This window comes from Pseudomonas sp. CGJS7 (genome assembly GCF_036961695.1).
In genome coordinates this window covers 1-20,634 of sequence record NZ_JBAMDI010000165.1, presented here as the reverse complement: position 1 = coordinate 20,634, position 20,634 = coordinate 1, and the positions used below count along the sequence as shown (strand labels likewise).

The window sequence follows — 20,634 nt, the reverse complement described above, 5'->3', positions numbered from 1 at the left end:
CCCTGTGGGAGCGGGCTTGCCCGCGAACACCGGCGAAGCCGGTGCCATGCACTGCGTCGCTTGTTTCGCGGGCACGCCCGCTCCCACAGGTAAAGCATCGGCATCCCCGTTGGGTTTCAGCCTTTCTTCTTCGGTTTCAGGTATTTCATCAACCCCTGGAACCACATCACCAGCGCCGGGTTGCCCTTGATCTGGATGTGCTTGTCCTGAATCCCCTGCATGAACGCCAGCTGCTTGTTACCCGCCTGCATGGTGGCGAAGCCATAGGCGGCGTCCTTGAAGGCAATGGCGAATGCCGGCTGTGGGTGCGCGCCGCCCTTGCTGCTGATGCGCTCGTTGTTGACGATGAAGTGCCGGGCGACCTTGCCGTCCAGGGTCTGCATCTGGAACACCAGGTCCTTGCCCTTGAGCTGCTGCTGGAATGCGGGGTTATTACGGCTGGCCCTGGCCATCAACAGCCCCATGGCCCAGAGAAGAAAACGGAACTTCATCAACGCGCCTCGAATGAAAAGTGACTAAGGCGCGCAGTTTATCCTTTTCCAGAACTATTTATGCAAGTTCGAGACATTTTGCCTGCAGAAAGCACAACGGGCGCCTTGGGGCGCCCGCTTGGCCGACACTGGGGTTGTCAGAGAGCGATCACTTGCCTTTCTTGGCTGGCTTGGCGGGGGCGTTAACGCTGTCACGCAGGTTCTTGCCAGGCTTGAAGGCCACTGTATTGCTGGCCTTGATCTTGACCGGTTCCCCAGTTTGCGGGTTCTTGCCGGTACGCGCACCGCGATGACGTTTTTCGAAGGTGCCGAAACCGACCAGGGTCACAGTGTCCTTGTCCAGGGCACCGGTGATGCTGTCGAGAATCGCGTTCAAAACCTGATTGGCCTTTTCCTTGGTCAGATCAGCCTTATCGGCGATGACGGCGGCGAGTTCTGGTTTGCGCATAGTGAAGCCTCTTTGACGGAATTCTTGTTGTTATGCCGTGCTGCCTCTGGGAGCAGCGCTCAAGGCACCGCAGGCTCTAATCTGCGGCAGACGGGAGTGAGAATGGCACGAGCTCAGGGGCCGCGCCAGTATCTGGGCGGCCATTGTGCAGGCAACAACAGGATAAATCCGACAGAACGCGCGCTATTTACGCCATAACCGGTGGCAACTGACGATTCAGCGCCAGCTTCTCCATCACCGCCGCTCCGGTCAGGGCGTAGCCCAGCAACTTGCCGTCGGCATCAAGGCAGAGCACCTTGAGGTCACTGCCCTGCCCCTCTACCTGCCAGGTGCCTTCGCAACCCTGTGGCGCTGGCGAGACGACCAGGGGACAGGCCGGGGTTTTCACGGTGATAGGCATCGGCCCGTAGGAAACTGCCGTCGGCTTGCCGGCCAGAGTTTGCGCCAGCGCCCGGGCACAGCTCATCAGCGGCATCACGTACAGCAGGTTGATGCCATCGACTTCGGCACAGTCGCCAAGGGCGAAGATGTTGGCGTGTGATGTACGTAGCTCGCGGTCTACGCTTACACCTCGATTGGTCTGCAGCCCAGCTGCGGCAGCCAGGTCGGTACGTGGGCGCAGGCCGATGGCCGAAACGACCAGGTCGCAGGCAATCACGCTGCCATCCGACAGGTGCGCCTCCAGGCCTTGAGTCACCTGCTGAAGACGGGTCAGCACCGGCCCCAGGTGGAAGCGTACACCCAAGCCCTCCAGCCCACCCTGCACAGCCGCCGCAGCGGCCGGGTGCAGCAGGGTCGGCATGATCTGTTCGCACGGCGCCACAACGTCGACCTTGAAGCCGCCCAGGCTCATGTCGTTTGCGAATTCGCAGCCGATCAGGCCGGCGCCGAGGATCAGGACTCGCTGCTTGCCAGCGGCGGCAGCACGGAAGCGTGCGTAGTCTTCCAGGTCGTTGATCGGGAATACCAGATTGCCGCCGTCACCCTCGATCGGCACCTGCACGGTCTGCGCCCCCCAGGCCAGCACCAGGTCGCGGTATTCCACGGCCTCTTCGCCGATCCACAGCCGCTTGTGGCCCGGGTCGATGCCGCTGATGCGGGTATGGGTACGGATCTCGGCGTTCAATTGCTCGGCCATGGCGCCCGCCTCGGCCATGCACAGGCCGTCGGCGTCCTTCTGCTTGGCAAAGCCCATGGAAAGCATCGGCTTGGAGTACGAACGACCATCGTCGGCGGTGATCAGCAACAGCGGCGTCTGCGCATCGAGCTTGCGAAATTCACGGGCCAGGTTGTAGCCCGCAAGGCCGGTACCGATGATTACCACAGGGGACGTCATGTCGTGCTTTCCTCGATTAACCGATGGAGATCATTTCAAAGTCGCTTTTGCCGACACCGCAGTCGGGGCACAGCCAGTCTTCAGGCACATCCTCCCAACGGGTGCCGGGGGCGATGCCGTCGTCGGGCCAGCCTTCGGCTTCGTCGTAGATCAGGCCACAGACAATACATTGCCACTTTTTCATCAGGTCTATTTCCTCGGTTCAGGCTGGGGCTTGTGTTGCGGCTGATGGCATCTTGGCGGGCAAGCCCGCGCCTACAGTGACCGCGCAGGCCTGGCGGGCTTGCCCGCGAACAGGGCCAGCGCGCAATGCGTGGGGGCTTTGTAGCGGCCCTGCCGGCAGTATGCAAGCAGTTGGGGCAATCATGCTAAGCTCGCCGCCTCTCTGGCTGTAACAAAGCATATCGACGTGTCGTACGAATCCCCGCAAGCAGCCGCTGTCGCGTGGCTGCCGTATTCACAGCTGGCGACCGACATCGACCAGCCCACCCTTGACTGGCTGTTCGACGAGGGCTCGCTGACCCGCCGCCTGACCCGTCTGTCCATCGATCACTTTTCCGTCACCCCGTTGTTCGAGGGCTGGCAGCCGCTGCGCGATGACGAATGCCAGGCGCTGGGCATCGCTGCCGGCGCCGAAGGCTGGGTGCGCGAAGTGTATCTGCGCGGCCATGGCCAACCTTGGGTATTCGCCCGCAGCGTGGCCAGCCGCAGCGCCCTGGAACGTGGTGGCCTGGACCTGGAAACCTTGGGCAGCCGCTCGCTGGGCGAGCTGCTGTTCTGCGACCAGGCGTTCATCCGTCATCCACTCGAAGTGTGCACTTATCCACAGGCCTGGCTGCCGTCCGAAGCTGCACATGCGGCGCTTTGGGGCCGCCGCTCGCGCTTCGAGCGCAACGGTCTGGACCTGCTGGTGGCAGAAGTGTTTCTGCCGGCATTGTGGCAAGCGGCCAAGGAGGAAATCCGCTGATGTACCTGCAACTGCTCAAGTCGCTCAACCGCCTGCATCCACGGGCCTGGGACTTCGTCCAGCTCAGCCGTATGGACCGGCCGATAGGCATCTACCTGCTGTTGTGGCCGACCCTGTCGGCAGTGTGGATTGCCGGCAATGGGTCACCCACCCTGGCCAATGTGCTCATCTTCGGCCTTGGTGTGGTGCTGATGCGCGCGGCCGGCTGCTGCATCAACGACTTTGCCGACCGCAAGGTTGACGGCCACGTCAAGCGGACCGCCGACCGCCCCCTGGCCAGTGGCCGGGTGCGGCCACGCGAGGCGCTGACACTGTTCGCGATTCTGGTCGGGGTGAGTTTCCTGCTGGTGCTGTGCACCAACAACCGCACCGTCTGGCTGTCGTTCGGGGCGGTGGCCTTGGCGTTCTGCTACCCGTTCATGAAGCGCTACACCTACTACCCGCAGGTGGTGCTGGGGGCGGCGTATTCGTGGGGCATTCCCATGGCTTTCACAGCCGCTGGCGGTGAGTTGCCGGCCGGCGCCTGGCTGCTGTATATCGCCAACCTGCTGTGGACGGTGGGTTATGACACCTATTACGCCATGGTCGACCGCGATGACGACCTGAAAATTGGTGTGAAATCCACTGCGATCCTGTTCGGCGACGCTGATCGCAGCATCATCCTGACCCTGCAGTTGCTGTCGCTGGGCTGCCTGTTGCTGGCCGGTAGCCGCTTCGACCTGGGTGGCTGGTTCCACCTTGGGTTGCTGGGTGCGGCGGCTTGCTTTGCCTGGGAATACTGGTCAACGCGCAAGCTGGACCGGGAATCGTGCTTCAAGGCGTTTCTGCACAACCACTGGGCGGGGATGCTGGTGTTTATCGGGGTGGTGCTGGATTACGCGTTGCGCTGAGTAGTTTGGGGCTGCTGCGCAGCCCATCGCGACACAAGGCCGCACACATTGATCGGCGTACGTCGAACCATGTGGGAGCGGCCTTGTGTCGCGATGGGCCGCACAGCGGCCCCGGCTATCTCAAGGCTTGGCAACGTGCCAGACGTCTTTCATGCCGTCACCGGTCATGTCACCGGCCTTCTTGTCCTTGATGAAGGTATACAGCGGCTTGCCGTCGTAAGCCCACTGCATCGAACCGTCGTCACGCGTTACATGGGTCCATTTATCCTTCGGTGCTTCGTCTTCTTTCTTGACCATCAACGGTGGCCAGTTCTTGGCGCACTCGCCATTGCACATCGACTTGCCACCCGCATCCTTGTCAAAGGTGTACAGGGTCATGCCGGCATGATCGACCCACATGCCATCCTTCTCCATGGCATGGTGGGCCAACGCCACCCCCGGGAGCGCCAACGCAGTGAAAAGGGCCATCCAGCTCAGCGTATGTCGTGTCATTGGATTCACCATTGTTTCGGGGGGGAAATGAGTTCGGGTTGCCATCAAAGCGGCCCTCTGTAGCCTAGTTCAGTCACGGAATGTCGCCAGAACGGCCAACACCCTGTCACACAGCTGCAATAATTCCGTTATCTAATGCGGGCCAAGACACCGAATCCAGGAGAGGTTTTGAGCATGGTAGGCAGGAACATTCTGATCGTCGACGACGAAGCGCCCATTCGCGAGATGATCGCCGTTGCCCTGGAAATGGCCGGCTATGACTGCCTGGAAGCGGAAAACTCCCAACAGGCCCACGCGATCATCGTCGACCGCAAACCGGACCTGATCCTGCTCGACTGGATGCTGCCGGGCACCTCCGGCATCGAGCTGGCCCGCCGCCTGAAGCGCGACGAGCTGACCGGTGATATTCCGATCATCATGCTCACCGCCAAGGGTGAAGAAGACAACAAGATCCAGGGCCTGGAAGTGGGCGCCGACGACTACATCACCAAGCCGTTCTCGCCGCGTGAACTGGTAGCGCGACTGAAAGCCGTGCTGCGCCGCACTGGCCCGAGCGACAGCGAGGCGCCGATCGAGGTCGGCGGCCTGCTGCTCGACCCGATCAGCCACCGTGTGACCATCGACGGCAAGCCGGCCGAGATGGGCCCTACCGAATACCGCCTGCTGCAATTTTTCATGACCCACCAGGAGCGCGCCTATACTCGCGGCCAACTGCTGGACCAGGTGTGGGGCGGCAACGTCTACGTCGAGGAACGTACCGTCGACGTGCACATCCGTCGCCTGCGCAAGGCATTGGGTGAAGCTTACGAGAATCTGGTACAAACCGTCCGGGGCACTGGCTACCGTTTCTCGACCAAGAGCTGATCGAGTTCCCGAGCGCCAAGCTGCACGTCGTTGTACAAGGACCGTCAATTGAACCAGAACTGGCACGCAACCCTGATTCGCCATCTGCTGTTGCTGATTACCGTCTCCCTGATCGGCGGGCTGGTCAGCGGCTACTACGGCTGGAGCCTGGCCATTGGCCTGGCGCTCTATCTGGGCTGGACCCTCAAGCAACTGCTACGCTTGCACGACTGGCTGCGCAATCACCAACCCGACGAAGCACCGCCCGATGGCTACGGCCTGTGGGGCGAGGTATTCGATAGCATCTACCACCTGCAACGCCGCGACCAGCGCGTACGGGGCCGCCTGCAGGCAGTGATCGACCGGGTGCAGGAGTCCACCGCTGCGCTGCGTGACGCGGTGATCATGCTCGACAGCGACGGCAACCTGGAATGGTGGAACCGCGCCGCCGAGACTCTGCTGGGCTTCAAGACCCCACAGGACGGCGGCCAGCAAGTGACCAATCTGGTGCGCCACCCGCTCTTCAAAGAGTACTTCGAGGCAGAAAACTACCTCGAACCGCTGGAAATCCCTTCGCCGATCAATGACCGCATGCGAGTGCAGTTGCACATCACCCGCTACGGCAACAATGAACACCTGATGCTGGTGCGCGATGTCACCCGCATTCACCAGCTGGAACAGATGCGCAAGGACTTCGTCGCCAACGTGTCCCACGAGCTGCGCACGCCGCTGACGGTAATCACCGGCTACCTGGAAACCCTGCTGGACAACGTCGAGGACGTGAACCCGCGGTGGAGCCGCGCCCTGCAGCAGATGAGCCAGCAAGGCTCGCGCATGCAAACCCTGCTCAACGATTTGTTGCTGCTGGCCAAACTGGAAGCCACCGATTACCCATCGGACAACCAGCCGGTGGCAGTCGATGCCCTGCTCGCCGCCATCAAGAACGACGCCCAGGCCTTGTCCGGGCCGCGCAACCAGCGCATCAGCCTGGAAGCGGCGCCTGGCGTCAAGCTGAAGGGCAGCGAGTCGGAACTGCGCAGTGCCTTTTCCAATCTGGTGTTCAATGCGGTCAAGTACACCCAGGACGAAGGCAACATCCGCATCCGCTGGTGGGTCGATGCCCAGGGCGCACACCTGTCGGTGCAGGACTCGGGGGTGGGCATCGATGCCAAGCACTTGCCACGCCTGACCGAGCGCTTCTACCGGGTAGACTCCAGCCGTGCTTCGAATACCGGCGGTACCGGGCTGGGGCTGGCAATCGTCAAGCATGTGCTGATGCGCCACCGCGGCAAGCTGGAAATCAGCAGTGTACCGGGGCATGGCAGCACCTTTACCTGTCACTTTCCGCCAGCACAATTGGCCAACGAAAAGGCTTGAGATTGGGGCTGCTGCGCGGGCCTTCGCGGGCATGCCTGCTCCCACAGGGACTGCCATGAGTCCGCTGCCCTTTGCTTTTACGGCCCCAGCCGCTACATTGGATCCCCTGTGCCAGCAAAAGCTGGCACTTTTTTTCTCTCTATCTCAAAGACGGACCCCGTAAAAACTCCATCATGGACCCTTCCTCTGGTATTAGCCTCACCTCGTTATTCGCCGACTTCGGCATGATCATCTTTGCCTTCCTGCTGGTGCTGCTCAACGGCTTCTTCGTTGCTGCGGAGTTCGCCATGGTCAAGCTGCGCGCTACACGCGTAGAGGCCATCGCCGAAAAGCACGGCTGGCGTGGCAACATCCTGCGCAAGGTTCACAACCAGCTCGACGCCTACCTGTCGGCATGCCAATTGGGCATTACCCTCGCCTCGCTGGGCCTGGGCTGGGTGGGTGAGCCCGCCTTCGCCCACCTGCTGGAACCATTGCTGGCCTATTTCGGCGTGGACAGCGCCGAGCTGGTCAAGGCGATCTCGTTCTTCGTCGCCTTCTTCGTCATCTCGTACCTGCACATCGTCGTCGGCGAGCTGGCCCCCAAGTCCTGGGCTATCCGCAAGCCAGAGCTGCTGTCGCTTTGGACCGCCGTGCCGCTTTACCTGTTCTACTGGGCGATGTACCCGGCCATCTACCTGCTCAATGCCAGCGCCAACACCATCCTGCGCATTGCTGGCCAGGGCGAGCCTGGCCCGCACCACGAGCACCACTACAGCCGCGAAGAACTCAAGCTGATCCTGCACTCCAGCCGTGGTCAGGACCCAAGCGACCAAGGCATGCGCGTGCTGGCCTCGGCCGTGGAAATGGGCGAGCTGGAAGTGGTCGACTGGGCCAACTCGCGTGAGGACATGATCAGCATCGACGCCCATGCGCCTCTGAAGCAGATCCTGGGCCTGGTGCGCCGCCACAAGTTCAGCCGCTACCCGGTGTACGACGCCGAGCGCGAAGAATTCACCGGCCTGCTGCACATCAAGGACCTGCTGCTGGAGCTGGCTGAGCTGGAGCACTTGCCAGAGACCATCGACCTGGAGGACCTTGCCCGGCCACTCGAACGCGTGTCGCGGCACATGCCGCTGGCACAGTTGCTGGAGCAGTTCCGTAAGGGCGGCGCGCACTTCGTGCTGGTCGAGGAAGCCGATGGCAAGGTGATCGGCTACCTGACCATGGAAGACGTGCTGGAAGTGCTGGTAGGCGACATCCAGGACGAGCACCGCAAGACCGAGCGTGGCATTCTCGCCTACCAGCCGGGCAAGCTGCTGGTGCGTGGCGACACCCCACTGTTCAAGGTCGAGCGCCTGCTGGGTATCGACCTTGACCACATCGAGGCCGAAACCCTGGCCGGGTTGATCTACGAGACGCTCAAGCGCGTGCCTGAAGAAGAGGAAGTGCTGGAGGTCGAAGGGCTGCGCATCATCATCAAGAAGATGAAAGGGCCCAAGATCGTCCTGGCCAAAGTGCTGAAGCTGGATTGATGGCCAAATCGGTCAGGGGTTGCCGGCAGTGAAATCCGACAATCCGCTGATCGGTCTGTCGAAGCGGTAAGGTATCGATTCCAGCGCCAACCCCACATTGCGCTGCACCACAAAATGCAGGTGCGGCCCAGTGCTGTTGCCGGTATTTCCCGACTTGGCCAGCATCTGGCCCTGCCGTACCCGTTGCCCCTCCGCCACCACCACCGAACCACGCATCAGGTGAAGGTATACGCCCATGGTGCCATCCGGGTGCAAAATCCTGACAAAGTTACCCGAGGGGTTGGGGCCGCGCCCGCTCTGGCTGTTCTGCGTCTTCACCACCACCCCTTCCCGCGCTGCGATGATGGGCGTGCCTTCGGGCATGGCGATATCCATGGCGTAGCGCCCTTTGGGTCCAAAATGGCTGACGCGGCCATTGGGGCCCTGAGTGACGCGGAACGGCCCGCCAATCCACGGGAACGCATAGCGGAAGCCCTGGGGCCGTTTACCCGGGTCACCCATGGCCTGCAGCAGGGTCGAACGGTAGTTCAGCAGCAGCCCGGGCCGCCCCCTGAGCACACTTAGCATCTGCGTGGTGCGCGGCGGCAGCAGCCGGCGCACGATGCGCGGGGCATCGCCGCCTTGTGCGTTGACCAGGTTGTCCAGCCGCAACTCTACCTCTACCGGCACATGCAGCTCGTTTCGTGCCGAAAAGCTCACGCCACCGTCGAAGGTTTTCGCGTTCAGCAGTACCTGGCCTTCGAGCGTTTCGACCATGGGCTCGAGCAACACCAAGGGCTTGGCGCCGGGGCCAGGTCGATCGGAATAGGAGATGACACCGGAATCGTCGGTGATCTTGTAGAGGGTCACGCCCTGGCTCGACGCTGAGGCCATGAGCAATGCACAGAACAGCAGCAGGCGCGCGGGCATGATAGTGGCTTTTTGACAGTTATGATCTGTCGAAGCCTAGCAGCGGGTTTTACGGTAGGTATTGCAGTTGGTCGGATGGGGCAACTCGGGCTTGGGCAGAAGCAGCCTTGTGCTGCTCCTGCCCAAAGCATGGCGCGGGGCCGGGGTCAGGCACCGGGGGTGAAGTGCTTCTGCGCTGTGCCGCGGGCAATCAACCGAGACAGGTAGTCGAGCTTCTGGGCATCCTGGTCGACAAACTTGAACGTCAACTGCAACCAGTCACTGTCAGGTTTTGGCTCCAGCGCCGCGACAGCATGCAGGTAGCCGTTCAGGCGAGCGACTTCGGCACTTTCGCCCTGCTCCAGGTCCAGCACCGCACCTTCCAGCACCTGTGGCAGCGCTTCGCTGCGGCGTACCACCAGCAGTGCCTCTTTCAGGCTCAACGCCTTGATCACGCATGGCTGCATGCCACTGGCCAGGCGCAGCTGGCCCTGGCCACGGCCGCTCGGCGCGGGGGCGGCAGGTGCGGGCGCCGCGACCAAAGGCTTGGCCGGTGCCGGTGTCGGCGCCGCCACCTTGACCGCTTCGGGCTTGCCCGCAGTCAGCGCGTTCAACGAGTCGTTGGCAAACGCCGGGTTGGCTCGCGCCGGGCCGATGGCCATCAGGCTGTCGAGCTTACCGATCTTGGTCAGGGCTTTCTTTACCTTGGTCAGCAGTTGTTCGTTGGTGAACGGCTTGCCTACAAAATCGGAAACACCCGCCTGGATCGCCTGAATGACGTTCTCCTTGTCGCCACGGCTGGTCACCATGATGAACTGCAGGTTCTTCAGTGCAGGCTGCTGACGGCACCAGGTCAGCAATTCCAAGCCAGACATTTCCGGCATTTCCCAGTCGCACAGGACCAGGTCGAACGCTTCCTTGCCGAGCATGGCCATGGCCTTGCGACCGTTGATAGCGTCGTCGATGGCCATACCCGGGAAGGCATTACGCAGACACTTGCGGACCAGATCACGGATAAACGGGGCGTCATCCACGACCAGCACATTCACTTTACTCATCGATACTCCTTTTGAATCCCGACTAGCCTACTGCCAATGATGGCCACTTGCTACAACCTGGTCACGCCGGGACTTCTTCACATCGTTCGCGGGTGCCTGCCGGCTCTCGACCGCAAACGAAAACGCCCGGCCAAGGCCGGGCGTCGATGCTCGGGAGCAACCTTACTTATCGTCAGATTCACCCGGAACATTAGCCTTTTCGCCGTTGGCGACAGCAGTGCCCTGCACTTCTGCCGTCATGCGCTTGAGGCCCATGTGGCGCACGTCGGTGCCGCGCACCAGGTAGATCACCAGTTCGGAGATGTTGCGCGCATGGTCGCCAATACGCTCCAGCGAGCGCAGCACCCAGATCACGCTCAGCACCCGCGAGATAGAGCGCGGGTCTTCCATCATGTAGGTCACCAGCTCACGCAGCGCGGTCTTGTATTCGCGGTCGATGGTCTTGTCGTACTGGGCCACCGACAGCGCCAGGTCGGCGTCGAAGCGGGCAAAGGCATCCAGCGCATCCCGGACCATGTTGCGCACCTGGTCGCCAATGTGGCGAACCTCGACATAACCACGCGGCGACTCGCCCTCTTCGCACAGCTGGATGGCGCGGCGGGCGATCTTGGTCGACTCGTCACCGATGCGTTCCAGGTCGATCACCGACTTGGAAATGCTGATGATCAGGCGCAGGTCCGAGGCCGCTGGCTGGCGGCGGGCGAGGATGCGCAAGCACTCCTCGTCGATGTTGCGCTCCATCTGGTTGATCTGCTCGTCAACCTCGCGCACCTGCTGGGCCAGACCAGAGTCGGCTTCGATCAGCGCGGTAACCGCGTCGTTGACCTGCTTTTCCACCAGCCCGCCCATGGCCAGCAGGTGGCTGCGCACCTCTTCGAGCTCGGCGTTGAACTGCTGGGAAATGTGATGGGTAAGGCTTTCTTTGTTGATCATCGTTTTGTCCTTTGGTAGCGCGGCCCTGTAGGAGCGGGTTCACCCGCGAACACCGGCAACGCCGGTGCCAGACACCGAGGTGCCTGTTTCGCGAGCGGCGCTTAGCCGTAGCGACCGGTGATGTAGTCTTCCGTCTGCTTCTTCGCCGGGTTGGTGAACAGGGTATCGGTATCACCGAATTCGACCAGTTTGCCCATGTACATGAACGCGGTGTAATCCGAAACACGCGCCGCTTGCTGCATGTTGTGGGTCACGATGACGATGGTGTACTTGGATTTCAATTCATAGATCAGTTCTTCGACCTTCAAGGTCGAGATCGGGTCCAGCGCCGAGCAGGGTTCGTCAAGCAGCAGCACCTCCGGTTCAACGGCAATGGTGCGGGCGATGACCAGACGCTGCTGCTGGCCACCGGACAGGCCCAGCGCCGACTCGTGCAGGCGGTCCTTGACCTCATCCCACAAGGCCGCGCCCTTCAACGCCCACTCGACGGCTTCATCGAGCACGCGCTTCTTGTTGATGCCCTGGATGCGCAGGCCGTAGACCACGTTCTCGTAGATGGTCTTGGGGAACGGGTTCGGCTTCTGGAACACCATGCCCACACGCCGGCGCAGTTCGGCAACGTCTTCGCCCTTGCGGTAGATATTGTTGCCGTACAGGTTGATGGCACCTTCCACACGGCAACCGTCAACCAGGTCGTTCATCCGGTTGAAGGTGCGCAGCAGGGTCGACTTGCCGCAGCCGGATGGGCCGATGAAGGCGGTCACACGCTGCTTCGGGATGTTCATCTGCACGTCGAACAGCGCTTGCTTGTCGCCATAGAACAGGCTCAGGCCCGGCACTTCGATGGCCACGGTTTCTTCAGCCATTCGCAGGCTTTGCTTGTTGCGGCCCAGGGCAGACATGTCGATGCCATGGGTGTGGGAATCTTGCTGCATGGTCAACTCCATACGCTATCAAGTCGTTTCAAAGGGCCGCCCGGCTTACGGGCGGCACGCTTGTAATCAGGGTCAGCCGTCCAGCGCCTTGTACTTCTCGCGCAGGTGGTTGCGAATCCACACGGCAGAGAGGTTGAGGGTCGCGATCACCAGCACCAGCAGCAGCGCAGTGGCATATACCAGCGGCCGCGCAGCTTCGACGTTCGGGCTCTGGAAGCCGACGTCATAGATGTGGAAGCCCAGGTGCATGATCTTCTGGTCCAGGTGCAGGTACGGGTAGTTTCCATCCACCGGCAGCGACGGCGCCAGCTTCACCACACCTACCAGCATCAGCGGCGCGACTTCGCCGGCGGCACGGGCCACGGCGAGGATCATGCCGGTCATCATGGCCGGGCTGGCCATGGGCAGGACGATTTTCCACAGGGTCTCGGCCTTGGTTGCGCCCAACGCCAGCGAGCCTTCACGCACGGTGCGCGGGATTCGCGCCAGGCCTTCTTCGGTGGCCACGATCACCACCGGCACCGCCAGCAATGCCAGGGTCAGCGATGCCCACAGCAGGCCCGGGGTACCCAGGGTCGGCGCCGGCAGCGCTTCGGGGAAGAACAGGCGGTCGATCGAGCCGCCCAGCACATAGACGAAGAAGCCCAGACCGAACACACCGTAGACGATCGCAGGAACACCGGCCAGGTTGTTCACCGCAATGCGGATAAGCCGGGTGACCGGGCCCTGCCTGGCGTATTCACGCAGGTACACGGCAGCCAGCACGCCGAACGGGGTAACGATCACGGCCATGATCAGGGTCATCATGACGGTACCGAAGATGGCCGGGAAGATACCGCCCTCGGTGTTGGCTTCACGCGGGTCGTCGCTGAGGAACTCCCAGACCTTGCCGAAGTAGGTGCCCAACTTGGTGAGCGCCGACATGCCGTTCGGCTGAACGGCATGCACCACCTTGCTCAGGTTGATTTCCACTTCACGGCCGTTGCCATCCCGGGCCACCAGGCTGTCGCGGGAGAACGCCTGGTGCAGGCCGGTCAGGCGGTCTTCGATAGCCTTGTAGCGGCTGTTGAGTTCGGCACGGTCGGCGTCCATGTCGGCCTGGGCGGCGGCGTCCAGCTTGCCGTCCAGCTCCAGCTTGCGCGCTTGCAAGCGCAGGCGCTCAAGGCCATGGTTGATGGCACCGATGTCCTTTTTCTCCAGCTGCTGCAGCTCGCTGTTGAGCTGGTTGGCACGCTTGAGGCGGGCCTGCAGTTCGTTCCAGGCAGCGGGGCCTTCGGCAACCACGCGGCCTTGTTCCTTGACGCTGACCAGGTAGCCATAGAAGTTGCCCCACTCGCGGCGCTCAAGGGCCATCAGGTCAGCCGGGCGCTGTTCGTCGACCAGCCAGTCGCCGACCACCCAGGTAAAGTCGCTGCCGTAGAGGTCGCGGTTACCCACCTTGATCAGCTCGCGGGTCATGAACTCCGGGCCCTGGTCAGGCACTGGCAGGCCAGCACCCTTCAGACGAGCTCGGGGTACTTCCTCCTTCTGCACCACTTCGCCAATGACGACGTGATCGGCCTGGCCTGGCACCTTGTAGGTGGCCTGGACAAGATCGGCTGGCCAGAAGTGGCCCAGGCCGCGCACGGCGATCACCGCCAGCAGGCCGACGGTCATGATCACGGCCATGGCCACCGCGCCGCCGCTCATCCAGACGCCTGGGGCGCCGCTCTTGAACCAGCCTTTGAGGGAATCCTTTTTCACGGATCGCTACCTTTCTATCAAAGCGACGAGTATTTCTTGCGCAGACGCTGGCGAATCAGCTCGGCCAAGGTATTCATGATGAAGGTGAACATCAGCAGCACCAGGGCGGCCAGGAACAGCACGCGATAGTGGCTGCCACCGACTTCCGATTCCGGCATTTCCACAGCCACGTTGGCGGCCAGGGTGCGCATGCCCTCGAACAGGTTCATCTCCATCACCGGCGTGTTGCCGGTAGCCATCAGCACGATCATGGTCTCGCCTACCGCACGGCCCATGCCGATCATCAACGCCGAGAAGATGCCCGGGCTGGCGGTGAGGATGACCACGCGGGTCAGGGTCTGCCAAGGCGTCGCCCCCAGTGCCAGCGAGCCCAGGGTCAGACTGCGCGGCACACTGAACACGGCATCTTCGGCAATCGAGTAGATGTTCGGGATGACCGCGAAGCCCATGGCGATACCGACTACCAGGGCGTTGCGCTGGTCGTAGGTGATGCCTAAATCGTTGGTGATCCACAGGCGCATGTCGCCGCCGAAGAACCAGCTTTCCAGGTGCGGGCTCATGGTCAGGGCGAACCAGCCAGTGAACAGGATGACCGGAATCAGGATCGCCGCTTCCCAACCATCCGGTACACGCAGGCGGATCGACTCCGGCAACCGGCTCCAGAAAAAGCCAGCCAGCAGGATACCGATCGGCATCAGCAGGAACAGGCTGAACACACCGGGCAGGTGGCCTTCCAGGTACGGGGCCAGGAACAGGCCGGCGAAGAAGCCGAGGATCACCGTCGGCATCGCTTCCATCAGCTCGATCACCGGCTTGACCTTGCGGCGCATGCGCGGGGCCATGAAGTAGGCGGTGTAGATGGCTGCGGCAATGGCCAGCGGGGCGGCCAGGATCATGGCGTAGAACGCGGCCTTCAGGGTTCCGAAGGTCAGCGGCGACAGGCTCAGTTTGGGCTCGAAGTCAGTGTTTGACGCGGTCGATTGCCAGACGTATTTCGGCTCGTCGTAGTTCTCGTACCACACCTTGCCCCACAGCGCGCTGAACGAAACTTCCGGGTGCGGGTTGCGCAGGCTCAACGGCAACAACTTGCCGCCTTCTTCGATGATGATGCGGTTGGCGCGTGGCGACAGGGCCAGCGTACCAGGGCCTTCGGCAGCCGGCTCTACCAGCAGGGTTCGGTGTGCAGTGCTATGGAACACGCCCAGTTTGCCTTCGGCGTCCAGGGCGATGAAGCCCTTGCGGCGCTCTTCGGCGTCGATCTGCACGATCGGCGCCTTGCCCATCTGGAAGGTACGGATCTGCTTGAAGCGCGATTCGCCATCCGGGTCACGGGCCATGAACCACTGGGCCAGCCCCCCCTTGGAATCACCGATGATCAGCGAAATGCCGCCAACCAGCTGGGCCGTGGCAGTAATTTCGGTGTCGGCGCTATCAGACAACTTGTAACGACCGTTGAGGCTCTTGTCGCGCAGGCTGAACACATCGGCCGTGGCGCGGCCGTTGATCACGTACAGCCAGTGCTGGCGTGGGTCGATGAAGATATTCTTCACCGTCTCGGTCATTTGCGGCAGTTCGATGCGGTTCTGCTCGGTGGTGACCTCTTCGGTCATCATGTTTTCCGTGCGGGTCAGCTCGACCACCTGCAGATGAGCACCGGTAGAGCCGGCCAGCAGCAGGGTGTCGCCATTGACGTTGACGCTGACGTGGTCCAGCGCACGCCCTTGCTCGTCGAGCACGAACGATTGCTCGCCGTAAGGGTAGTCGATGCCAGGGGTGATGGTTTTCTTGTTGTCCGGGTAGGTGATCTTGTAGGTGTGCTGGAAAACCAGCGCCTGGCCATTGGACAGGCCCAGCACCACCAGCGCGCTGCCCGGCTGGTCAGTACTGATGGACGTGACCTGGGTGTCTGCCGGCACGGGTAGCTCGACACGCTTGAGTTCGTTACCGGTCTTGGTATCGAAGAACAATGCCTGGCCCTTGTCCGAAACACGCATCCCCACCTGATTCTGCTCTTCAAGCGCGATCATCAGTGGCTTACCGGCATCCTGCTGCAGCCAGGTCGGCTCCAGGGCTTTCTTGCTGGTCAGCTCGGCGCCCTGGAACAGTGGCAGCACCACATAAGCCAGGTAGAAGAAGATCAACGTGATTGCCGCCAATACGGCAAGCCCGCCTACCAGCACATACCAGCGGGTCAGGCGGTCCTTGAGCGCGCGCATGCGGCGCTTGCGTTGCAACTCGGGCGTATTGAAATCAATGCGCACGGGCTGGGAGTTTTGGGTCATGTTGGAATTGGCCAGATCATTCATGCGCACACCCTAGCGGTCCCGTGTGACAAAAACATTACAAAGTGGTGACGCGCGAAAGCCCGCCGCACAGGGAACCTGGCTTCGGACTGGAAATTCGTGGAAGAGACCGGGCAGTGGCACCGGCCTCTTCTTAATTACTTACTTCTTTGCAACGTTACCGGTGTGCGACAGGCCCAGGTCAGCCAGGGTCTTGTCGACGACTTTGGCCGGCAGCGGAATGTAGCCATCCTTCACCACCACCTGCTGGCCCGCTTGCGACAGCACCAGCTTGACGAACTCGGCTTCCAGCGGGGCCAGAGGCTTGTTCGGCGCCTTGTTGACGTAGACGTACAGGAAGCGCGACAGCGGGTAGGTGCCGTTCAGGGCGTTGGCTTCGTTGTCTTCAACAAACTCGCCGCCTTCTTTCTTGGCCAGGGGTACGGTCTTGACGCTGGCGGTCTTGTAACCAATACCCGAGTAGCCGATGCCGTTCAGCGAGGAGCTGATCGACTGCACGACCGAAGCCGAGCCAGGCTGTTCGTTGACGTTAGGCTTGAAGTCGCCTTTGCACAGGGCTTCTTCCTTGAAGTAGCCGTAGGTGCCCGATACCGAATTGCGGCCGAACAGCTGGATTGGCTTGTTGGCCAGATCGCCCGTCACACCGACGTCACCCCAGGTCTTGATGTCGGCCTTGCCACCGCACAGGCGAGTGGAGGAGAAGATGGCGTCGACCTGAGCCATGGTCAGGCCCTTGATTGGGTTGTCCTTGTGCACGAACACGGCCAGGGCGTCGACGGCGACCGGGATGGCGGTCGGCTTGTAGCCGTACTTCTGCTCGAAGGCTTGCAGCTCGACGTCCTTCATCTTGCGGCTCATCGGGCCGAGGTTGGCGGTGCCTTCGGTCAGCGCGGGTGGCGCGGTAGAGGAGCCGGCAGCCTGGATCTGGATGTTTACGTTCGGATATTCCTTCTTGTAGGCCTCGGCCCACAGAGTCATGAGGTTCGCGAGGGTGTCGGAACCAACGCTGGAGAGGTTGCCCGAAACACCAGTGGTCTTGGTGTAGGTCGGGATCGCAGGATCGACAGCGGCTACCGCGTTGGCGGTTGCAACGCCAGCGGCGGCAAAGGTAAGGGCCGCCATCAAACGCTTCAGTTTCATGCCTTGCTCCTAGCAGGAATATTGGTGTGTTGGATGGAACGGGCCCAAGTATCGGCAGGCCGCATGAATACGATATGACTTCATTGTGACAATTGGATGAAAGGCCATCACGGGAAGCAGGTCTGGCCTCTTCGCGGCTAAAGCCGCTCCTACAGGTTTGGTGTCGGCCTTGAGGCTTGTGCAAAACCCTGTAGGAGCGGCTTTAGCCGCGAAGAGGCCAGTAGCCGAAGCGCAGATCAGCGCTTGTTGGCGAGCAGGTACAGGCCCACGGCCAGACCGACGGCGCACAGGCCTGCCACGTAGTAGGCAGGCGCCATCGGGCTCACCTTCAGCAGTGCGGTCACCACCATCGGCGTCAGCCCGCCAAAGATCGCGTAGGCCACGTTGTACGAGAACGACAGCCCGCTAAAGCGGACCACCGCCGGGAATGCCTTGACCATCACATAAGGCACCGCGCCAATCACACCCACGCACAGGCCGGTCACGGCATACAGTGGGAACAGCAACTCGGGGCGGGTCGGCAGGCTGTGGTAGAAGCTCCAGGAGCTGGCCAGCAAAAGCAGGCTGCCGATAACGAACACCCGGCCCGCACCATAGCGGTCGGCCAGGCTGCCGGCACCAATACAGCCGAAGCTGAGCAACACGATGGCCAGGCTGTTGGCTTTGAGCGAGTCGGTCGGGCTGATGTGGTAGAAGCTCTGCAGCAGCGCCGGGGTCATCAGGATGACCACCACGATGCCGGCCGAAAGCATCCAGGTCAGCAGCATCGACAGGATGATCGGACCACGGTGGTCACGCAGCACGGCGCGCAGAGGCAACTCCTCGGCCAGTGCCTTGCGTTGCTGCATTTCGGCGAACACCGGGGTTTCGTGCAGCCAGCGGCGCAGGTACACCGAGAACAGGCCGAACACACCGCCAAGCAGGAACGGGATACGCCAGGCGTAGTCAGCCACTTCTTCCGCGCTGTACACGCTGTTGATCAAGGTCGCTACCAGCGAGCCCAGCAGAATGCCGGCGGTCAGGCCGGCGGTCAGGGTGCCGCAGGCATAGCCGGTGTTGCGAGCCGGCACGTGTTCAGAGACGAACACCCATGCGCCCGGTACTTCGCCGCCGATTGCCGCGCCCTGGATCACGCGCATCAGCAACAGCAGGATCGGTGCCCACATGCCGATCTGCGCATACGTCGGCAGCAGGCCCATGATCAGGGTCGGCAGGGCCATCATGAAGATGCTCAGGGTGAACATCTTCTTGCGCCCGAGCAAGTCGCCGAAATGGGCCATGATGATGCCGCCCAGCGGCCGCGCCAGGTAGCCGGCGGCGAAGATGCCGAACGTTTGCATCAGCCGCAGCCACTCGGGCATGTCGGCCGGGAAGAACAACTTGCCCACCACCGTGGCGAAGAACACGAAGATGATGAAATCGTAGAACTCCAGCGCACCGCCCAGGGCGGACAGTGAGAGGGTCTTGTAGTCGCTGCGGGTCAGCGGCCGCGAGGGCTGCTCGATACTGCTGGGCACGGAAGTCATCGCTCGTTGTTCTCTTTGTAGGGCATGCAGGCCGCTTGGCGCGCGGCTTCTGGATTGGAGACAGGCGAAGATAGCAAATTGCCGAGCTACGCCGAAAGCGATACAAAATCCACACAGATATTCGTGAATGCGCGGTCGTCGCTGGCCGTTATGCCCTATATACTGGCAATTCGTAGGATTATGTTGCTCCTAACGTGGGATGTTGTGCGAAAACGCCGGTCACTATTGTCAGGCGGTTTCGCAGAGTTTCCCTACGGCCGCCCAGTGAAACGAAATCGGCGTAGTATGTTTCAAGCTGAATCGTTTACCCGGCCTTTGCGCCACACCAACGAAAAGCGTCACGGGTCAGAGGCCCCATCGCATGATTGAGCTCGAACAAGAAGATCCAATCCCGCAAGGCGACCTGGCCTTGCAAATCACCGCATTGCCGCGAGAAACCAACGGGTTTGGCGATATTTTCGGCGGTTGGCTGGTTGCGCAGATGGACCTGGCAGGCACGGCCATGGCCAGCCGTGTCGCCGGCGGCCGCGTAGCCACCGTCGCCATCGACCGCATGGCTTTCCTGGTGCCCGTCGCGGTCGGCGCACAGCTGTCTTTCTATACCCAGACCCTGGAAATCGGCCGCAGCTCGATCCAGATGATGGTCGAGGTGTGGAGCGACGACCCGCTGTCCAGCGAATGGCGCAAGGTCACCGAAGCGGTATTCGTCTTCGTCGCCATCGACGGCAGTGGTCGTACCCGCTCGGTGCCTCGTCGCTGAGCCACGCTGGCGGTAAACTCATTGCATCTGCCCGGGTCCAAGGCCCACTGGCAATCAATGAGAAGAACGCAATGGCTACCTTTCAGGTCGTAACCGAGCAACATGGCGAACTCAACTGCTGGCGTATCAGCAGTGACCGTGCCGAACTCCTGATCGCCCAGCAGGGCGCACAGGTCCTCAGCTACCAGCAGGTAGGCGAACCGCCGCTGCTGTGGCTGAGCGACCAGGCCATCTTCCGCCAGGGCAAGTCGGTACGCGCCGGGGTACCGGTGTGCTGGCCATGGTTTGGCAACCTGCAGCGCAACCCTCAAGCCGTCCAGGCCATGTACCAGGGAACACCGGCGCCTGCCCACGGGCTTGCGCGCACGCGTGACTGGCAATTGCTGGGTATCGAGGAAGTGGGCGAAACCCTGCGGATCGAGTTCGAACTGCCTGAAGCGCGGGGCGACCTGCCCGGTTGGCCCCATGATGTCGAGCTGAAACTGGTGGTGGAGATGGGCGCAGACCTGAAACTGAGCCTGACCAGCCGCAACATGGGCAATACCCCCGTGACCATCAGCCAGGCCCTGCATAGCTACTTCGCGGTCAGCGATGTGCGCCAGGCGCGGGTCGAGAGCGTCGACGGGCTGGGTTATATCGAAACCCTGGCGGGCTGGGAACAGCGCCAGCAGCAGGGGGCACTGACGTTTGCCGGGGAGACGGACCGGATCTACCTGAACACCCCGCAGACCCTCAGCATCGTCGACCCGCATTGGAATCGGCGGATTACCTTGACCAGCAGCGGCTCGCGCTCGGCGGTGATCTGGAACCCGTGGACCGAGCGGGCCAAGGAGCTGGCGGACATGGCTGACGATGGATGGCAGCGGATGCTGTGCATCGAGACAGCGAATGTGTGGGATGACCTGGTGGAGTTGAAGCCTGGGGCGAGTCATTCGCTGGGCGTCCAGATCGGTTGTGAAAATATCTGAGCCCTGCTCTTTTATTACCGGC

At 61.9% G+C, this 20,634-nt stretch carries 20 protein-coding genes; 7 read left to right on the top strand and 13 right to left on the bottom strand.

All coding sequences use genetic code 11. The annotated features are described in order from the left end of the window. Positions 1 to 116: 116 nt before the first annotated feature. The 4 genes from V7787_RS47320 to V7787_RS47305 form a co-directional block, all read right to left on the bottom strand. Positions 117 to 491, bottom strand: a complete 375-nt coding sequence (locus V7787_RS47320; RefSeq protein WP_010955807.1) for an SCP2 sterol-binding domain-containing protein — start codon at positions 489 to 491, stop codon at positions 117 to 119. Positions 492 to 639: 148 nt separating this feature from the next. Then, positions 640 to 939 carry an HU family DNA-binding protein gene (locus V7787_RS47315; RefSeq protein WP_003253355.1) on the bottom strand — a complete coding sequence of 100 codons (300 nt, stop codon included), beginning with the start codon at positions 937 to 939 and terminating at the stop codon, positions 640 to 642. 187 nt (positions 940 to 1,126) lie between these two features. Further along, the gene (locus tag V7787_RS47310; RefSeq protein ID WP_064491884.1) at positions 1,127 to 2,275 is read right to left on the bottom strand and encodes an NAD(P)/FAD-dependent oxidoreductase; all 1,149 of its coding nucleotides are present in this window, start codon (positions 2,273 to 2,275) and stop codon (positions 1,127 to 1,129) included. 16 nt (positions 2,276 to 2,291) lie between these two features. After that, positions 2,292 to 2,459, bottom strand: coding sequence for a rubredoxin (locus V7787_RS47305; RefSeq protein ID WP_003253349.1), 168 nt, complete (start codon positions 2,457 to 2,459; stop codon positions 2,292 to 2,294). 225 nt (positions 2,460 to 2,684) lie between these two features. On the opposite strand from V7787_RS47305, the gene V7787_RS47300 reads away from it, so the two are divergent. Beyond that, positions 2,685 to 3,242 (top strand): chorismate--pyruvate lyase family protein, encoded by a 558-nt coding sequence (locus V7787_RS47300; protein ID WP_064491883.1) that lies wholly within the window; start codon positions 2,685 to 2,687, stop codon positions 3,240 to 3,242. Further along, positions 3,242 to 4,132 carry a 4-hydroxybenzoate octaprenyltransferase gene (gene ubiA / locus V7787_RS47295; protein ID WP_064491882.1) on the top strand — a complete coding sequence of 297 codons (891 nt, stop codon included), beginning with the start codon at positions 3,242 to 3,244 and terminating at the stop codon, positions 4,130 to 4,132. Before V7787_RS47300 ends, ubiA begins: the two co-directional genes overlap by 1 nt. A gap of 120 nt (positions 4,133 to 4,252) precedes the next feature. Here the strand turns inward: ubiA and V7787_RS47290 are convergent, their stop codons facing one another. After that, positions 4,253 to 4,624 carry a COG4315 family predicted lipoprotein gene (locus V7787_RS47290; protein WP_020190123.1) on the bottom strand — a complete coding sequence of 124 codons (372 nt, stop codon included), beginning with the start codon at positions 4,622 to 4,624 and terminating at the stop codon, positions 4,253 to 4,255. A gap of 174 nt (positions 4,625 to 4,798) precedes the next feature. Between V7787_RS47290 and phoB the strand changes: the two genes are divergently transcribed. The 3 genes from phoB to V7787_RS47275 all read left to right on the top strand — a co-directional run bounded on the left by phoB (position 4,799) and on the right by V7787_RS47275 (position 8,358). Further along, positions 4,799 to 5,488, top strand: a complete 690-nt coding sequence (gene phoB, locus V7787_RS47285) for a phosphate regulon transcriptional regulator PhoB (RefSeq protein ID WP_003253341.1) — start codon at positions 4,799 to 4,801, stop codon at positions 5,486 to 5,488. 48 nt (positions 5,489 to 5,536) lie between these two features. Beyond that, entirely contained in the window at positions 5,537 to 6,844 is a 1,308-nt protein-coding gene (gene phoR, locus V7787_RS47280) for a phosphate regulon sensor histidine kinase PhoR (RefSeq protein WP_064491881.1), read from the top strand. A 173-nt stretch (positions 6,845 to 7,017) separates the two neighbouring features. Further along, positions 7,018 to 8,358 (top strand): hemolysin family protein, encoded by a 1,341-nt coding sequence (locus tag V7787_RS47275; protein ID WP_064491880.1) that lies wholly within the window; start codon positions 7,018 to 7,020, stop codon positions 8,356 to 8,358. Between the two features lie 12 nt (positions 8,359 to 8,370). On the opposite strand, the gene V7787_RS47270 is transcribed toward V7787_RS47275, so the two are convergent. The 8 genes from V7787_RS47270 to V7787_RS47235 form a co-directional block, all read right to left on the bottom strand. After that, the gene (locus V7787_RS47270; RefSeq protein WP_336094649.1) at positions 8,371 to 9,267 is read right to left on the bottom strand and encodes a peptidoglycan DD-metalloendopeptidase family protein; all 897 of its coding nucleotides are present in this window, start codon (positions 9,265 to 9,267) and stop codon (positions 8,371 to 8,373) included. A gap of 146 nt (positions 9,268 to 9,413) precedes the next feature. Continuing rightward, on the bottom strand, positions 9,414 to 10,304 hold the full coding sequence (locus V7787_RS47265; protein ID WP_010955816.1) for a response regulator: 891 nt from the start codon (positions 10,302 to 10,304) through the stop codon (positions 9,414 to 9,416). Between the two features lie 162 nt (positions 10,305 to 10,466). Continuing rightward, positions 10,467 to 11,237 (bottom strand): phosphate signaling complex protein PhoU, encoded by a 771-nt coding sequence (gene phoU / locus V7787_RS47260; RefSeq protein ID WP_003253329.1) that lies wholly within the window; start codon positions 11,235 to 11,237, stop codon positions 10,467 to 10,469. Between the two features lie 101 nt (positions 11,238 to 11,338). After that, a complete protein-coding gene (pstB, locus tag V7787_RS47255; protein WP_003253327.1) occupies positions 11,339 to 12,172 on the bottom strand; it encodes a phosphate ABC transporter ATP-binding protein PstB in 834 nt (277 codons plus the stop codon). A 72-nt stretch (positions 12,173 to 12,244) separates the two neighbouring features. Beyond that, positions 12,245 to 13,861, bottom strand: coding sequence for a phosphate ABC transporter permease PstA (gene pstA, locus V7787_RS47250; protein WP_177410036.1), 1,617 nt, complete (start codon positions 13,859 to 13,861; stop codon positions 12,245 to 12,247). Between the two features lie 71 nt (positions 13,862 to 13,932). Next, positions 13,933 to 16,221 (bottom strand): ABC transporter permease subunit, encoded by a 2,289-nt coding sequence (locus tag V7787_RS47245; protein WP_064491878.1) that lies wholly within the window; start codon positions 16,219 to 16,221, stop codon positions 13,933 to 13,935. Between the two features lie 138 nt (positions 16,222 to 16,359). Then, the gene (locus V7787_RS47240; protein WP_010955820.1) at positions 16,360 to 17,358 is read right to left on the bottom strand and encodes a phosphate ABC transporter substrate-binding protein PstS; all 999 of its coding nucleotides are present in this window, start codon (positions 17,356 to 17,358) and stop codon (positions 16,360 to 16,362) included. A 236-nt stretch (positions 17,359 to 17,594) separates the two neighbouring features. Continuing rightward, positions 17,595 to 18,884, bottom strand: coding sequence for an MFS transporter (locus V7787_RS47235; RefSeq protein ID WP_014754877.1), 1,290 nt, complete (start codon positions 18,882 to 18,884; stop codon positions 17,595 to 17,597). A 361-nt stretch (positions 18,885 to 19,245) separates the two neighbouring features. Here V7787_RS47235 and V7787_RS47230 point away from each other — a divergent pair, with 361 nt between their 5' ends. Beyond that, positions 19,246 to 19,644: an acyl-CoA thioesterase gene (locus V7787_RS47230; protein ID WP_003253317.1), complete on the top strand. Its 399-nt coding sequence runs from the start codon at positions 19,246 to 19,248 to the stop codon at positions 19,642 to 19,644. 71 nt (positions 19,645 to 19,715) lie between these two features. After that, on the top strand, positions 19,716 to 20,612 hold the full coding sequence (locus tag V7787_RS47225; RefSeq protein ID WP_064491877.1) for a D-hexose-6-phosphate mutarotase: 897 nt from the start codon (positions 19,716 to 19,718) through the stop codon (positions 20,610 to 20,612). The last annotated feature ends 22 nt before the right edge of the window (positions 20,613 to 20,634 follow it).

Bases quoted from the DNA above. Each gene is read 5' to 3' on its own strand.
- V7787_RS47320 (WP_010955807.1), bottom strand. From the start codon at position 491: ATGAAGTTCCGTTTTCTTCTCTGGGCCATGGGGCTGTTGATGGCCAGG.
- V7787_RS47315 (WP_003253355.1), bottom strand. From the start codon at position 939: ATGCGCAAACCAGAACTCGCCGCCGTCATCGCCGATAAGGCTGATCTG.
- V7787_RS47310 (WP_064491884.1), bottom strand. From the start codon at position 2,275: ATGACGTCCCCTGTGGTAATCATCGGTACCGGCCTTGCGGGCTACAAC.
- V7787_RS47305 (WP_003253349.1), bottom strand. From the start codon at position 2,459: ATGAAAAAGTGGCAATGTATTGTCTGTGGCCTGATCTACGACGAAGCC.
- ubiA (WP_064491882.1), top strand. From the start codon at position 3,242: ATGTACCTGCAACTGCTCAAGTCGCTCAACCGCCTGCATCCACGGGCC.
- V7787_RS47290 (WP_020190123.1), bottom strand. From the start codon at position 4,624: ATGACACGACATACGCTGAGCTGGATGGCCCTTTTCACTGCGTTGGCG.
- phoB (WP_003253341.1), top strand. From the start codon at position 4,799: ATGGTAGGCAGGAACATTCTGATCGTCGACGACGAAGCGCCCATTCGC.
- V7787_RS47275 (WP_064491880.1), top strand. From the start codon at position 7,018: ATGGACCCTTCCTCTGGTATTAGCCTCACCTCGTTATTCGCCGACTTC.
- V7787_RS47270 (WP_336094649.1), bottom strand. From the start codon at position 9,267: ATGCCCGCGCGCCTGCTGCTGTTCTGTGCATTGCTCATGGCCTCAGCG.
- V7787_RS47265 (WP_010955816.1), bottom strand. From the start codon at position 10,304: ATGAGTAAAGTGAATGTGCTGGTCGTGGATGACGCCCCGTTTATCCGT.
- phoU (WP_003253329.1), bottom strand. From the start codon at position 11,237: ATGATCAACAAAGAAAGCCTTACCCATCACATTTCCCAGCAGTTCAAC.
- pstB (WP_003253327.1), bottom strand. From the start codon at position 12,172: ATGCAGCAAGATTCCCACACCCATGGCATCGACATGTCTGCCCTGGGC.
- pstA (WP_177410036.1), bottom strand. From the start codon at position 13,861: ATGAGCGGCGGCGCGGTGGCCATGGCCGTGATCATGACCGTCGGCCTG.
- V7787_RS47245 (WP_064491878.1), bottom strand. From the start codon at position 16,221: ATGAATGATCTGGCCAATTCCAACATGACCCAAAACTCCCAGCCCGTG.
- V7787_RS47240 (WP_010955820.1), bottom strand. From the start codon at position 17,358: ATGAAACTGAAGCGTTTGATGGCGGCCCTTACCTTTGCCGCCGCTGGC.
- V7787_RS47235 (WP_014754877.1), bottom strand. From the start codon at position 18,884: ATGACTTCCGTGCCCAGCAGTATCGAGCAGCCCTCGCGGCCGCTGACC.
- V7787_RS47230 (WP_003253317.1), top strand. From the start codon at position 19,246: ATGATTGAGCTCGAACAAGAAGATCCAATCCCGCAAGGCGACCTGGCC.
- V7787_RS47225 (WP_064491877.1), top strand. From the start codon at position 19,716: ATGGCTACCTTTCAGGTCGTAACCGAGCAACATGGCGAACTCAACTGC.